This window comes from Muribaculum gordoncarteri (assembly GCF_004803695.1).
Classification (GTDB): domain Bacteria; phylum Bacteroidota; class Bacteroidia; order Bacteroidales; family Muribaculaceae; genus Muribaculum; species Muribaculum gordoncarteri.
Genome location: NZ_CP039393.1, coordinates 2,839,827 through 2,853,447, shown reverse-complemented (window position 1 = coordinate 2,853,447; position 13,621 = coordinate 2,839,827). Strand labels below are relative to the sequence as shown.

Annotated in this window: 10 protein-coding genes; 8 read left to right on the top strand and 2 right to left on the bottom strand. The window is 50.2% G+C overall.

Annotation, left to right across the window (positions count from 1 at the left end):
- Positions 1–179: 179 nt before the first annotated feature.
- From E7746_RS12485 to E7746_RS12470, 4 genes are all read left to right on the top strand, one after another.
- The gene (locus E7746_RS12485) at positions 180–2,906 is read left to right on the top strand and encodes a TonB-dependent receptor (RefSeq protein ID WP_136411012.1); all 2,727 of its coding nucleotides are present in this window, start codon (positions 180–182) and stop codon (positions 2,904–2,906) included.
- Positions 2,907–2,926: 20 nt separating this feature from the next.
- Positions 2,927–5,008, top strand: coding sequence for a hypothetical protein (locus E7746_RS12480; protein WP_136411011.1), 2,082 nt, complete (start codon positions 2,927–2,929; stop codon positions 5,006–5,008).
- A gap of 195 nt (positions 5,009–5,203) precedes the next feature.
- Positions 5,204–5,917, top strand: a complete 714-nt coding sequence (locus E7746_RS12475; protein WP_123394910.1) for an SAM-dependent methyltransferase — start codon at positions 5,204–5,206, stop codon at positions 5,915–5,917.
- 2 nt (positions 5,918–5,919) lie between these two features.
- On the top strand, positions 5,920–6,942 hold the full coding sequence (locus E7746_RS12470; protein ID WP_136411010.1) for an MBL fold metallo-hydrolase: 1,023 nt from the start codon (positions 5,920–5,922) through the stop codon (positions 6,940–6,942).
- Positions 6,943–7,014: 72 nt separating this feature from the next.
- Here E7746_RS12470 and E7746_RS12465 read toward each other — a convergent pair whose 3' ends face one another.
- Positions 7,015–8,031, bottom strand: a complete 1,017-nt coding sequence (locus E7746_RS12465; protein ID WP_123394912.1) for a malate dehydrogenase — start codon at positions 8,029–8,031, stop codon at positions 7,015–7,017.
- Between the two features lie 239 nt (positions 8,032–8,270).
- Between E7746_RS12465 and E7746_RS12460 the strand changes: the two genes are divergently transcribed.
- The 4 genes from E7746_RS12460 to E7746_RS12445 all read left to right on the top strand — a co-directional run bounded on the left by E7746_RS12460 (position 8,271) and on the right by E7746_RS12445 (position 12,635).
- Complete coding sequence (locus E7746_RS12460; protein WP_238337198.1) at positions 8,271–9,308, top strand: NAD-dependent epimerase/dehydratase family protein; 1,038 nt, start codon at positions 8,271–8,273, stop codon at positions 9,306–9,308.
- A complete protein-coding gene (locus E7746_RS12455) occupies positions 9,305–9,583 on the top strand; it encodes a hypothetical protein (RefSeq protein ID WP_136411009.1) in 279 nt (92 codons plus the stop codon). Before E7746_RS12460 ends, E7746_RS12455 begins: the two co-directional genes overlap by 4 nt.
- A gap of 219 nt (positions 9,584–9,802) precedes the next feature.
- Positions 9,803–12,001 carry an alpha-galactosidase gene (locus E7746_RS12450; RefSeq protein WP_136411008.1) on the top strand — a complete coding sequence of 733 codons (2,199 nt, stop codon included), beginning with the start codon at positions 9,803–9,805 and terminating at the stop codon, positions 11,999–12,001.
- 67 nt (positions 12,002–12,068) lie between these two features.
- Positions 12,069–12,635, top strand: coding sequence for a DUF6291 domain-containing protein (locus tag E7746_RS12445; protein WP_123394753.1), 567 nt, complete (start codon positions 12,069–12,071; stop codon positions 12,633–12,635).
- On the opposite strand, the gene E7746_RS12440 is transcribed toward E7746_RS12445, so the two are convergent.
- Complete coding sequence (locus tag E7746_RS12440) at positions 12,636–13,547, bottom strand: helix-turn-helix domain-containing protein (protein WP_135946884.1); 912 nt, start codon at positions 13,545–13,547, stop codon at positions 12,636–12,638.
- Positions 13,548–13,621 lie beyond the last annotated feature (74 nt).

The following is a 13,621-nucleotide window of genomic DNA, read 5'->3' as shown; positions in this document are numbered from 1 at the left end:
ATAGATATTCAATATAATTTAATATCTTTGTAAATAATTATTTAAGCACCCAAGCCTACTGAATCGTTTGCAGTTCAATAACATAGAAGTTTGTCAGCGTAGTAGCCGGTTACAATTTGCAACTTTGTGTGTTAAAATAGTTACAGTTTAATTAACAATCAAACCAAGTCATTATTATTATGAAGAGACTCCTTCTCTTGGCCAGTGCTATCTGGCTCATGTGTGCAGCGGCGATAGCCGCGCCGGATGATATCAAATGTAGTGGCGTAGTAGTCGATGAGCAGGGCGAACCTATCATCGGTGCTACAGTGACCCTTCCGGGAACTTCCACGGCCACTGCTACCGATGTCGACGGACATTTTACCTTGCTTGTGCCCCAAGGCAAGAAACTCAATATCACTTACATCGGATACAAGCCCGTTGAGGTTGTCGCAAAGCCCGACATGGGTACAATACCCATGGAGGTTGAGGCCCAGATGCTTAAGGATGTCGTGATAACCCAGTCGGCTGCCCGCACACGTCTTACTCCTGTGGCAGTGTCGACTCTTGGAGCACAGACTATCGATGTCAAGCTCGGTAATCAGGAACTCCCCGAAGTGCTGAAGACTACACCCGGTGTGTGGACAACGCGTGACGGTGGCGGTTTCGGTGACGCTAAGACCAATATGCGTGGTTTCAAGAGCCCCAATGTCGCTGTGATGGTCAACGGTATTCCCATCAACGACATGGAGTGGGGAGGTGTTTATTGGTCCAACTGGGCCGGACTCGGTGATGTCGCTGCCAATATTCAGACTCAGCGCGGTCTTGGTGCCACTATCGTGTCGACTCCCTCGGTGGGCGGTACAATCAACATCACCACCCGCACTATCGATGTCGAGAAGGGCGGTAGCGTTTGGTATGGAATGGGTAATGACGGAATGAACAACTTCGGTGTGAAGGTGTCGACCGGTCTTATGAAGAACGGATGGGCTATAACCGTGCTTGCTTCGCGCAAGTGGGGCGACGGATACATCCAGGGCACTCCCTTCAACAGCTACAACTACTTCGTGAACGTGTCGAAGCGCATAAATGAAAACCATCAGTTGGCATTGACCGCTTTCGGTGCTCCTCAGACTCACTACAAGCGTGACTCCAACTATGGCGGTCTTACAATTGACGGCTATCAGACCTATGCAAAGCGCTATATGGGTAGCGAAAGCATGTACCGTTACAACCCCACATTCGGTTACGACAATAACGGACAGATGCGCAACTCGAGCTATAACTACTATCACAAGCCTCAGATTTCATTGAACCACATCTGGAAAATCGATGAAACTTCTTCACTCTCATCGGCTGTTTACGTTTCTCTTGCCAACGGAGGCGGTTACAGCGGTCAGGGTTCGGGCCTCGACGGATACACCTACTCCGATTGGCGCGGTGCCCAGTACGGTGAGCTCAACATGAAGTTCCGTCGCCCCGACGGTACATTTAACTACGGTGCTATTCAGGATCTTAACGCAGCAAGTACCAACGGTTCAAAGCTTGTAATGTCGGAGTCAATCAACTCGCACAAGTGGTTTGGACTCGTATCGAGCTACAAGAAAGAGCTTGAACTCGGTCGCAACAAATTGAATTTGACCGGCGGTATCGACCTCCGTTACTATGTCGGCGATCACAAGAACAAGATTAACGACCTATATGGCGGTGAATACTTCATCGACTACAGCACACGTAAGGATGTTGACCCGCTTTTGAACTCGGCTGCCGCCAATCCCAACTGGAAATACGAGAAACTCGGCATAGGCGACATCGTTTACCGCAACTATCTCGGTTACACTGTACAGGAGGGTATCTACGGCCAGGGCGAATACACAATCCTTGACGGTAAGTTCAATTTCGTATTGTCGGGTGCCCTTAACAACACAAGCTACTGGCGTCGCGACAAGTTCTACTACGACAAGGCTAACGAAAAGTCGGAAACTGTCAACTTCATCGGTGGAACCATAAAGGGTGGTGCCAACTATAACATTGACGATTTCAACAACGTATTCTTCAATCTCGGTTACATAAGCCGTGCCCCCTTCTTCTCGGGAGGTGCATTCCTTAACTCGACCAACTCCAACGCCATCAACAAGGATGCCGTAAACGAAAAGGTAATGTCCTATGAAATCGGTTACGGTTACAACTCCCGCACATTTGCTATCAGCGTAAATGCTTATTGGACCAAGTGGATGGACCGCAGCGGATTGTCGCGTCGTGGTGAGTTCTCTCGCGCCGATGGTACATTCTATATGAACATGACCGGTGTCGACGCTCGTCACATGGGTATAGAGATGAACTTCAACTGGATTCCTGTAAGATGGTTGAATGTCGAAGGTATGATTTCATGGGGTGACTGGATTTGGGACAGCAATGCCAACGGTTACTTCTACAATCAGCTTGGACAGCCTATCCAGAATCTTACCGATGGTGCTCTTGCCGACGGTATCGGTGCTGAAAACCACTTGAAGTCGACCCTTAACCAGAAGGGCGTGAAGGTGGGCGGTTCGGCTCAGACCACCGGTTCGCTTTCATTGACTTTCCTTCCCTTCAAGGGATTCCGCATCGGCGGTGACTGGGTGATGAATGCCCGCAACTACAGCGACTTCTACATTTCGCCCTCTTCGCTCGGAACAAAGGCTATCAATGTCAACGACCTTTGGCAAATTCCCTGGGGACAGCAGCTTGACCTCAATGCAAGTTATCGTTTCAAGATTGGAAATGTCAATGCCACTCTCTACGGCAATGTCTACAACTTGTTCAACTATAACTACATCATGGATGCCCAGACTCCTACCTCGTCCAACGGAACATGGCAGGAAGCTTATAGCGTATTCTATTCATTCGGCCGCACCTACACCGTTCGTATGAGAATTAATTTCTAATATAAAATTGCGAAACGACAATGAAATATAACAATATATTCAAGAGCATGATTATCGGCGCAGCCGTAGTCGCACTCGCTGGTTGTTCGGAAAACTCCTGGAATGAGGATTATCTCGACGGCTTTGAAGTGCCTCCCGTAAGCTCTAACGTGGAAACTTTGGACTATACGCTCACTGCCGACGATTATAAGAATGTAGCAGCTAATCCTGCGAATGTTGCGTTGGCTAAGTCTAAGGGCTTGAGCAAGCAGCTGTCGGCAGTAGGCAGCAACGGTTACTTTACCGATGAAATCCCCGCAAAGGATTACCTTCCCGCCTACATGGATTCAATCCTCTTCCCTTACTTCGCTCTTAACGACGGTTCGGCTATAAATCTTACCTACAAGCAGGCTCAGGCTGTGCCCGAGCTTATCACTCAGGTTGATGCCGCCGAGATGGCTACCGTGTCCGACGACGAATATAAGGAGGTGTGGGGTAGCACTTCAGCCTATGCCAAGGCTTTCACTCCCGAGCGTCCCGCTTCAAGCTATCTGCCTCGACTGCTGTCGCAGCGTTTCCCCGAGGCTGTTTCAGGCGACTACGTATTGATTTCTTATAATGAAGCCGAAGTTGAACCTGACTTTGAGAATGGTGTCATCACTCCCATCAAGGATGTCAAGATTGGTGAAACCTACAATGTTCAGGGCTTTGTTACCGCTATATGCGCTCAGGGTTATATATTGAGCGACGATTCTGGAAGCTTGCTCGTGTATGTTGGACGCGACTTCGTGGCCGACAATTATAAAATCGGTCAGATGATCGCATTGAACGGTACCGGCTCGAAGTATAACGGCGGCCTGCAGATGTCGATAAACAGCGAAAATGTAGTGGGTAGCGAAATCTACGACTATCCCGCTCCTATCGAGCTTGACGGCGCTGCAATGAACACCTATCGCGATGAGTTTGTAGCCGCCAACAAGGACGGCAAAGGCAAGATGGGCATATATGTCAAGTTCACTGCCAATGTCATCTCTACCGGCAACTACACCAACTTTGTAGTCGAAGGTGCCGAAACAAAGTGCAGCGCTTATCAGCCCACCGAAGCCACCAAGGCTCTCTTCAAGAAGGGTGAGGATGCTGTAATAACCGGCTACATGATGTCGGTGAATCTCGACCGCAATACCGGTGAGCCCACCTATCTTAACTTCATCATCACTTCGGTTAACGGTACGGCAACCGCTCCAATGGCCGAGGACAATCCCTATGTTCCTGCTCCGACTCCTGTTGAGTCAGTTCCCGCCAACTCATTGTACACCTACAACGGCTCGGCTTGGAGCTTGGCTTCAAATGTCGTTACGCTTACCAACGACGATTACACTGCAATGGGTCAGAAGTATGGCAACCTCTCCGGAACCCTGCCTGAAACACTGCTTCCCGTATTCCTGAAAAACAAGTTCCCCTATGCATTGGCCGACGATGTTAAGTATGTTGCCTATAAGTACTACGGCTCCGACAAGAGCACTACAGTGCGTTGCAAGGAGCTTACCTACAACGGCAGCGAATGGGTAATGAACACCAACGTGGATGTTGTTACCGAGCAGTATGTAAAGACCAAGGGCTCTTGGATGTTCAATCCCAATGTCACCATATCGATTCCCAATGTCCGCCAGTCAGAACCCGGACTCACCTTCTATCAGACTACTGTAGACTGGGTTAAGGCTAACGAGGGCGAAGGCTATATCGACCGTGGCAATTCGGAATTCTTCTCGGGATGTTCGGCTTTCTACTGCAATGTCAACCATGACATATCGCAGGTTGAGAAGTATGCTTCAAGCATGTGGCCCGACATGACCCAGAGTGTGGTTATTCCCAAGATGCGCGAAAACTTCCTCTATGTCACCATGCCGGCTACCTTGAAGGCTCTCTATCCCGAGGCCAACTTGATCGACGGCTACACCCAGCCTATTGTTTACGAGATTGATTACGTGACCTATTACGGTTCATCGGCTTATGATGGAAAGAGCGGCAATGTCAACGACACTGTACGCTACGAGGTGACCGGAAAGGCCGACTTCAAGCTCATCTACTCTACATGGCTCGGAGGTGAAGTGAAGGGTGAATAAAATAAGCTCTTTGAAAAGGTAAAAATTGGAATTCTAATATCGAAGCGACGGCATCATCGATGTCGTCGCTCTTTTTTGTGGTGACAATGGCTACTGATTTGTAATAATTTACGACATAATCGCTTTTTTGCAATTATTAAGTGTGTGGAATGGAGTTTAATAGGTAAATTTGCAGACTGTAAATCAATTTGTATTATGGACCGGGACATTCCGACAATCTATCTTATTCCCGTTACGCTTGGCGATTCGCCCGTTGACCGTGTGCTTCCCTCCTACAATCTGGAGGTGATTCACCGCGTAAGCTACTTTATTGTCGAGAATGTGCGCTCGGCGCGAAGATTCCTGAAGGCATGCGACCGTTCCATTGACATTGATTCGCTCCATTTCAGCGAGCTGAATCAGCACACGGCTCCCGAGCAGATTCCCGCTCTGCTTGGCCCTGCCGAGGAGGGGCACGACATTGGCGTGATTTCCGAAGCCGGATGTCCTGCCGTCGCCGATCCGGGTGCCGATGTTGTGGCTATCGCACAGCGTCGTGGCTATCGTGTGGTTCCGCTTGTGGGGCCTTCGAGCATATTGCTATCGTTGATGGGTTCCGGTTTTAACGGTCAGAGCTTTACGTTCAACGGTTATCTGCCCATCGACCAGTCGGCGCGTACCGCCAAAATGCATGAAATGGAGCGTCGTATCATGAGGGAGAATCAGACTCAGATTTTCATCGAAACTCCCTACCGCAACAACAAGCTGATTGCCGAGCTGTCACGCACGCTGCCGCAATCGCTGTTGCTTTGTGTCGCATCCGACATCACTTGCTCCCGGCAGAGCATAATCACTCAGCCGCTGTCCAAGTGGGCCCGGGCCACATATAACTATGATAAGATTCCAACCATTTTCTTGCTCTACAAATAACTATGGCGAAACGCATCAATTTTTCATCACATGATATGCCGGGCCTTTTTGACGACTTTGAGTCGTCGATGCCGGTGCATCCCGATATAGAACGACATGCCAGGCTTGCAGGACTGACCGGTGGCCAGGCTGAAGTAAAGGTCGACGGCGACCCGCTCGGCCCGGTAGTGGTCAAGCCTGTGCCCAACAAGATTGTGTTCATGTCATTCGGCAGCGGAAGCAGCGGCAACTGCGCCTACATAGGCGATGCGCGTTCTGGATTCCTGATCGATGCAGGGGTCGATTGCAAGCGCATCGAGCGCGGACTTAATGAGTATGGCCTCGACATGAACCACGTGAAGGGTATATGCATAACCCACGATCACAGCGACCACATGCGTTACGCTTACTCGATCGTGCGCAAATATCGTCACATAAGGCTCTACTGCACGCCGCGCACTCTTTCGGGCATATTGCGCCGTCACAGCGTGTCGCGACGCATAATGGACTATCAGGTCAATATTTACAAGGAGATTCCGTTTACTGTCGACAACTTCACGTTTACTGCCTTCGAGGTGATGCACGACGGCAGCGACAATGCCGGATTCTATGTCGAGCACGACAACCGGGCGTTTGCATTTGCTACCGACCTCGGCTGCATATCGGAACGCGCCGACTACTACATGCGCCGGGCCGATTACCTGATGATTGAAAGCAACTACGACCTCAATATGCTTCGATTCGGGCCCTACCCCGAGTATCTGAAGGCGCGCATAATGAACGTCAACGGACATCTCGACAACCGCATGACGGCCGAGTATCTCGCCTCGATTTATGCCGATAGATTGTCCTATGTATTCCTGTGTCACCTTAGTCACGACAACAACACTCCCGAGATTGCGCTCAACGAGTCGCGCACGGCGTTGGAGAATATCGGCCTTAAGGTGGGCGGCGGCATGGATTCACCCGACGACATAGGTGCCGACATACAGCTTGTCGCGCTTCCGCGCTTCGACTGCTCGCGACTCTACACTCTCAGGATATAAGAAATAAAGGAGGCCTTCGCAATCATGGTGATGCGCAGGCCTCCTCGTTATGAAGCATCTTATGTAATTATTTTATTTGTCGGTGGATTCGTCAACGTATTTGTTGAGTTTATGCCAGTCCTTGATGGGAGGAATAATGCCCATTTCGATTATTTCGTCACGGAGCTTGCACAAGTGCTGGTAGCTCTTTTCCATCTCATCCTGCTCTTCGCGTGTTCCGGTAATCTCCTTGCACTTGACGCCGTCCTTGCTGATGGTCGTTTCCATGGCCATCATTATATGATGATACTTGGCGTCGTTTACATAGGTTCCTGCAGGCCAGCGGAAAGGCTTTCCGCCCATCGCGGCGGCAATCATCTCTATCGACAGGTAGGCCGGGCTTTGGAACGACGACCTTCCTCTAAGATCGATGATGTTCTTTCCTCCCTGTATCACACGCACCTTCATCTCCTCCCACTCCTTTTCGGGCAGGGCTTCGGTGCCTATGATTTCAGTTAGAGGCTTGCCGTTGACGGTTGTCGTGGAGGCAAACACTGCCATCTGTTCGCCGTGACCGCCGTAGGTGCGGGCGTTTACTATGTCGTCGGCGGGAATCTTGAAGTACTTCGACAATTCGCTGCGTAGTCGGGTGCTGTCGAGTGCTGCGAGAGTGGTTACTTGCGAGGGTTTGAGTCCCGAGTATAACAGAGTGATAAGTCCGGTTATGTCGGCGGGGTTGAATATGACTACGATGTGTTTTACATCGGGACAATAAGCGCGCACATCCTTTCCAAACTGTGCTGCGATTTCGGCGTTGCCCTTCAGAAGGTCCTCGCGGGTCATTCCGGCCTTACGGGCGGCGCCGCCCGATGATACGATGTAGGATGCTCCGGTGAGTGCCTCTTTGATGTCTGATGTGTAGGTTATGTTCATTCCTTCAAAACCGCAGTGGTAAAGCTCCTCGGCTACACCTTTAAGAGCCGGTTCAAAGGGATCGTATAGGCAGATGTTGGGAGTGAGTCGCATCATTGCCGCTGTTTGTGCCATGTTGGAACCGATCATTCCGGCAGCTCCGACAATGGTCAGTTTTTCATTTGTTAAAAAGCTCATAGAACAAAATGTTTTTATGTTGATATTAATATGGTTATTTGCTGATTGTTCTATATTCATAACATCGTCGTGTCGATTTTGTTTGCTTATGACTGTTATGTAATGTTGTTTTTCTGATAATTTTACTTTTGCTCTCAACTTATCGCCTTAGATACTCATGTTCGGCAATGCTCCAATCATAAGAATATTTGGCATTGCTCTCAACTTATTTGTATCTTTTTATTCGTATCTTTGCAATTATGAAACGAGTATTGATTATTGGTGCCGGAGGTTTTATCGGCGGTTTTATTGCCGCCGAGAGCTTGAGGCGCGGTTATGAAACATGGGTGGCAGTGCGTGAATCGACTTCGCGCAGGTTTCTCGACGACCCGAGGTTGCACTTTGTCGTTCTTGACTATGATGATCCGGTTCAGATGCAACAGGCTCTCTCCGACGCACTTCCCGTCGGCGAGAAGTGGGATTGGATTGTTTACAATCTCGGTGCGACCAAGGTGACCAACTACTTCGACTTCAACCGCATCAACTATATGTATCTTAAAAGCGTGGTTGAAACTCTCAAGGCCATTGACAAGGTTCCCGAGCGGTTCCTTTATATGAGCAGCCTCAGCGCTCTCGGCCCCGGCGACGAGAAGGGCTATGCGCCTTACACCTCGCGCAACATTCCCAATCCCAATACACGTTACGGCCTGTCGAAGGTGAAGAGCGAAACGTTCTTGGCCATGACTCCCGACTTTCCGTGGATTATATTCAGGCCCACAGGCGTTTACGGCCCTCACGAGCGCGACTATCTGATGATGATAAAGAGCATCGACCGTCATTGGGATTTCGGAGTGGGCTATCGCAAGCAGATGCTTACATTTATTTATGTAAGCGACCTGGCTGCGGCGGTGTTTGACGCGCTGCAACGTGGCAAGACCGGAAAATCTTACCTTATAAGCGAGCCTAAAGCCTATACGCAGAGCCAGTTCCGTCGCATCGTGGCGCGTGAGCTCGACAAGAAGTGGGTGATTCCCGTGAGATTGCCGCTGTGGGCCGTCAAGATTGCCTCGATAGTCGCCGAGAAGTACGGCGTGGCAAAGATGAAGCCGTCGACGCTCAACTCCGACAAGTATAAGATTATGAAGCAGCGCAACTGGAATGTCGATGTGTCGGATGCAGTGGCCGATTTCGGTTTCAATCCGCAATTTGACCTGGAGCGGGGCATAAAGGCCACAGTTGAGGCCTACCGTAAGGAGCAGGCCGAGGAGAAGGAAGCTAATAAAAAATTAAAGAAATGAGTACCGACAATTACAATCGTCCGCCGTTGTGGTTCATAATCGTCATAATAGTGATGATGTTGCCGCTTTTTTCATGGCCGTTTGTCATGACATCGCTTGATCCGGCCGACGAGGATAGTACAAAATGGCTTATGACCGTGATATTCCCGATTTATGCGATATTGTCGGGATATTATGCCTATAAATGCTATGCTCAGCGTAAGGAGTTGAGCATCATCCTTTTATGCGTATTATTGCTCTCTTATGCGGCAATTGGATTCTATTTATACTGTTAAAAAGTGTGAAAAATAGCGATTTTTATTCCGGAAACTATGTTTTATAACATAAAAAGCATTACCTTTGCAATGTGTTTTTCATGGTATTAGATTTAAGGTTAAGGAGATTATTTGTCGTGAGACAAATAATTTTTTTTATACCCCTACCGTAACGCTCTTTTATAGGTGTGGATTTTGTCAGGTTTTGATTAAATTTGCAAAAACTCTGACTGCATTATCATGAAAGCATTAATCTCAATCATTGCCGTAATTTTGTTTATGTTGCCTGTCGAGGCTGAATGTGCCGAGAAAAAGGTAATAAGAATAGGTACCGACAATACCGATCTGATTCTTCAAGTGGGCGACAACGGCCGCTTGTATCAAAGCTATCTTGGCCCTCGCTTGCGTCATGATGAGGATTTGACGCGTTTTGACTGGTATCGTCACGCCGCCAGCGACGGTTCGGTGTCGAGGCGAGGCTGGGAAGTGTACTCGGCTTCGGGCAATGAGGAGTTCTTTGAGCCCGCTCTTGCCGTGACTCATGCCGATGGCAATCCCACAACCTATCTCTACTATGTCGATTCCGAGTCTAAGGCCGTCGAGGGAGGCACTATGACGGTTATTAATCTGAAAGACGACAAGTATCCCGTGAATGTGACATTGAACTATGTAGCCTATCCCAAGGAGAATGTTATAAAGACCTGGAGCGAGATATCGCATTCCGAGAGCAAGCCCGTGACCCTTTCGGCCTATGCGTCGACAATGCTGTATAAGAGTGCCGGGAGCTATTTTCTCACCGAGTTTAGCAGCGATTGGGCCAAGGAGGCGCAGATGAGCAGTCAGCAGCTTCAGTTTGGCAAGAAGGTCATCGACACCAAGCTTGGAAGCCGTGCGGCCATGCACACTCATCCGTTCTTTGAAATAGGCATCGACGGGCCGGTGAAGGAACATTCGGGCGAGGTGATCATGGGTACGCTTGGCTGGACCGGCAACTTCCGATTCATCTTTGAGGTTGACAATGTGGGTAATCTGCGCGTAATTCCGGGCATAAATCCCTATGCCTCGACCTATGAGCTGAAAGCCGGCGAGATATTCACCACTCCCGAGTTCATCTTTACCGTAAGTTACGACGGTGCGGCGCAGGGCAGTCGCAATCTGCACGACTGGGCCCGCAACTACAGCCTTAAGGATGGCATGGGCTCCCGGTTGACGCTGTTGAACAACTGGGAGAACACCGGTTTCAATTTCAATCAGGATGTGCTCGCACAATTGATGAAGGAGGCCAAGGATCTCGGTGTCGACATGTTTCTGCTCGACGACGGCTGGTTTGGCAACAAGTATCCGCGAAAGGACGACCGTGCCGGCCTCGGTGACTGGGAGGTGACTCACGACAAGTTGCCCGGCGGTATAGCCGCATTGGTCGACTCGGCCCGTAATGCGGGTGTCAAGTTTGGTATATGGATTGAGCCGGAGATGGTCAATCCCAAGAGCGAACTGTTTGAGAAACATCGCGACTGGGTGATAATGCAGCCTAACCGCGACACCTACTACTATCGCAATCAGCTTGTGCTCGACATGAGCAATCCCAAGGTGCAGGATCATGTCTACGGAGTGGTCGACGACATTCTCACCGAGAATCCCGAGGTGGCCTACTTCAAGTGGGATTGCAACAGCCCAATAACCAACATATACTCTCCCTACTGCAAGGATAAGCAGGGACAGCTCTATATCGATCATGTGAGGGGAGTGTACAATGTACTGAAACGCATAAAGGCAAAATATCCCGATGTGCCCATGATGCTTTGCTCGGGCGGCGGTGCCCGTTGCGATTACGAGGCTCTCAAATATTTCACTGAATTTTGGTGCAGCGACAATACTGATCCTGTGGAGCGAATCTATATCCAGTGGGGATTTTCACAGTTCTTCCCATCCAAGGCCATGGCGGCCCATGTCACGAGCTGGAACAGGAATACTTCGATGAAATTCCGAACCGATGTTGCGTCTATGTGCAAGCTCGGCTTCGACATAGGTCTTAAGGAGATGACTCCCGACGAACTCGCCTATTGTCGCCAGGCGGTGGCCAACTGGAAAGCCCTGCAACCGGCTGTGATGGATGGCGATTTGTACCGGCTCGTGTCGCCCTACGAAAGCAATCACGCCGCTGTCGACTATGTTTCCAAGGACAAGAATCTTGCGATTCTCTACGCGTTTGACATCAATCCCCGCTTTCAGGAGAAGCTTTTGCCGGTCAAGCTGCAGGGCCTCGACCCCGACAAGCGTTATAAGGTGGAGGAGATAAACCTTATGCCCGGAAGGCGTTCGACACTTGCCCGCAACGGAGAGGTGCTGTCGGGCGACTACCTGATGAAGGTCGGCCTTGACGCCTTCACTTCAAGCCGCAACACAAGTCGCGTCGTGAAGCTCACCGCCATGGAATAGCGCTTCGCGACATTATGGGGTGAAATCGGGGGTTTCGGCGTACTATATTTGCAGGAAAAAAGTAACTATGGAAAATACATCGAAAGTACAGAGCCGCCGAGGCCGGGGATTAAAGTTTGATCAGGAGTGGAAGGATGCAGTCGACCGCCTTCCCAAGCATTACCGCGACGAGATATGCGCCGCAATCGAGGCCTATCAGCGCGACCTGACGGTAATTGAAGTTTCGGAGGGCGTGCCCCGCGCCATCTTCATGCTCATCATGCCCACGATACGCCGCCGCTATCGTGCCCGTGAGCTTCGCCGCCTCGCCCGCGATCGCAAGGCCGCATCACAATCCCGCCGCCAGGAGGCCGAGCAAAGGCCCTCGATAGTCCGCAACATTTCGGCGCAGCCCAGCCCCGCAATGCAACCTAAGCCCGCAGTGCAGTCTGACCCTGTGATGGTGGTTAAGCAACCGGAATCGGCATCTCCTGCCCCGGCAACGGTGCCAAGCGGCCGACAGCCCGCTCCGGTGGCCGAGCCTGCGCCTGCCGCAGTCAATGTCCCTGCCGCCGGCCAACCGGGCAAAAGCACGCTTGAAAAGCTCATCGCCCACAGGTCGCGCCGCCGCAACCGCCATCGCCGCCGCCACTAATCAGGAGCGTTGGAATTCCGAAGGCGACATGCCGGTGAGGTGCTTGAAGTATTTACCAAACGATGACTGGTTGGTAAAGTTGAGCTCGTAGGCTATCTGCTGGATGTTTTTGCCTGAGAACCGGAGCAGATTTTTGGCTTCAAGTATCACATACTCGTCGATCCATTCGGCTGCGCTGCGACCGGTCGATTCCTTGATTATCAGCGACAGATATTTCGGAGAGATGTAAAGCTTGTCGGCATAGAATCCCACCGAACGCTCCCGCCCGTGGTGTCGGTTGACAAGAGTCATAAAATCGTGGACATAACTCACACGGCGAGAACGCGAGTGAGAATCGGGTTCCTCCTCGGTTTCGTTCTTGCGCTTTGACACGGCTTCCATAATCTGATAAACGAGTGCGGCCACAAGATTGCGGGCAATGCTCTTTACGTATAGACTTTTTTCGTCCTCCGAAGCATTCAGGTGCAGCAGTTCAAGATAGCGTCGCACGAGTTCGGTTTCCTTATCGGAAAGCTTTATTACCGGCTTATGATGCGACATCAGCACACTTGCATTAATCACGTTCATGTCGAGGTTTATGTCGCGGATGAAATCGCGTGACATAAACAGGACGTATGCTTCAAGGTGTGACCAGTCAATCTCACCCATTCTCACGATGCTGTCGGGATGTATCGATATTATCGATGCCGGACTTACCTCCAGCATCTCAAGATTGACCTCTATCGACTTAAATCCTTCAAGGGCCAGCACCAATGTCATGCCGTTGAAACGCCACGGACTCTCATAGTTCAACGCCGGATGCGTGCCCGGTTTCAACCGTGAAAACACGTAATCGCGGCCGAAACTGCTGTAGTCTGATGAAAAATTGGCAATATGCTTAATGTGGTCGAGCTCGATTGATTGTTCTTTCATGTCAGTTTTTATCCTTTGATTCCACAAAAATAAGATATTTCATAAAATCATCATAATATTTACCTATTATTCGA

Excerpts from the sequence above, each read along its gene's own strand:
- E7746_RS12485 (WP_136411012.1), top strand. The coding sequence starts at position 180 with ATGAAGAGACTCCTTCTCTTGGCCAGTGCTATCTGGCTCATGTGTGCA.
- E7746_RS12480 (WP_136411011.1), top strand. The coding sequence starts at position 2,927 with ATGAAATATAACAATATATTCAAGAGCATGATTATCGGCGCAGCCGTA.
- E7746_RS12475 (WP_123394910.1), top strand. The coding sequence starts at position 5,204 with ATGGACCGGGACATTCCGACAATCTATCTTATTCCCGTTACGCTTGGC.
- E7746_RS12470 (WP_136411010.1), top strand. The coding sequence starts at position 5,920 with ATGGCGAAACGCATCAATTTTTCATCACATGATATGCCGGGCCTTTTT.
- E7746_RS12465 (WP_123394912.1), bottom strand. The coding sequence starts at position 8,031 with ATGAGCTTTTTAACAAATGAAAAACTGACCATTGTCGGAGCTGCCGGA.
- E7746_RS12460 (WP_238337198.1), top strand. The coding sequence starts at position 8,271 with ATGAAACGAGTATTGATTATTGGTGCCGGAGGTTTTATCGGCGGTTTT.
- E7746_RS12455 (WP_136411009.1), top strand. The coding sequence starts at position 9,305 with ATGAGTACCGACAATTACAATCGTCCGCCGTTGTGGTTCATAATCGTC.
- E7746_RS12450 (WP_136411008.1), top strand. The coding sequence starts at position 9,803 with ATGAAAGCATTAATCTCAATCATTGCCGTAATTTTGTTTATGTTGCCT.
- E7746_RS12445 (WP_123394753.1), top strand. The coding sequence starts at position 12,069 with ATGGAAAATACATCGAAAGTACAGAGCCGCCGAGGCCGGGGATTAAAG.
- E7746_RS12440 (WP_135946884.1), bottom strand. The coding sequence starts at position 13,547 with ATGAAAGAACAATCAATCGAGCTCGACCACATTAAGCATATTGCCAAT.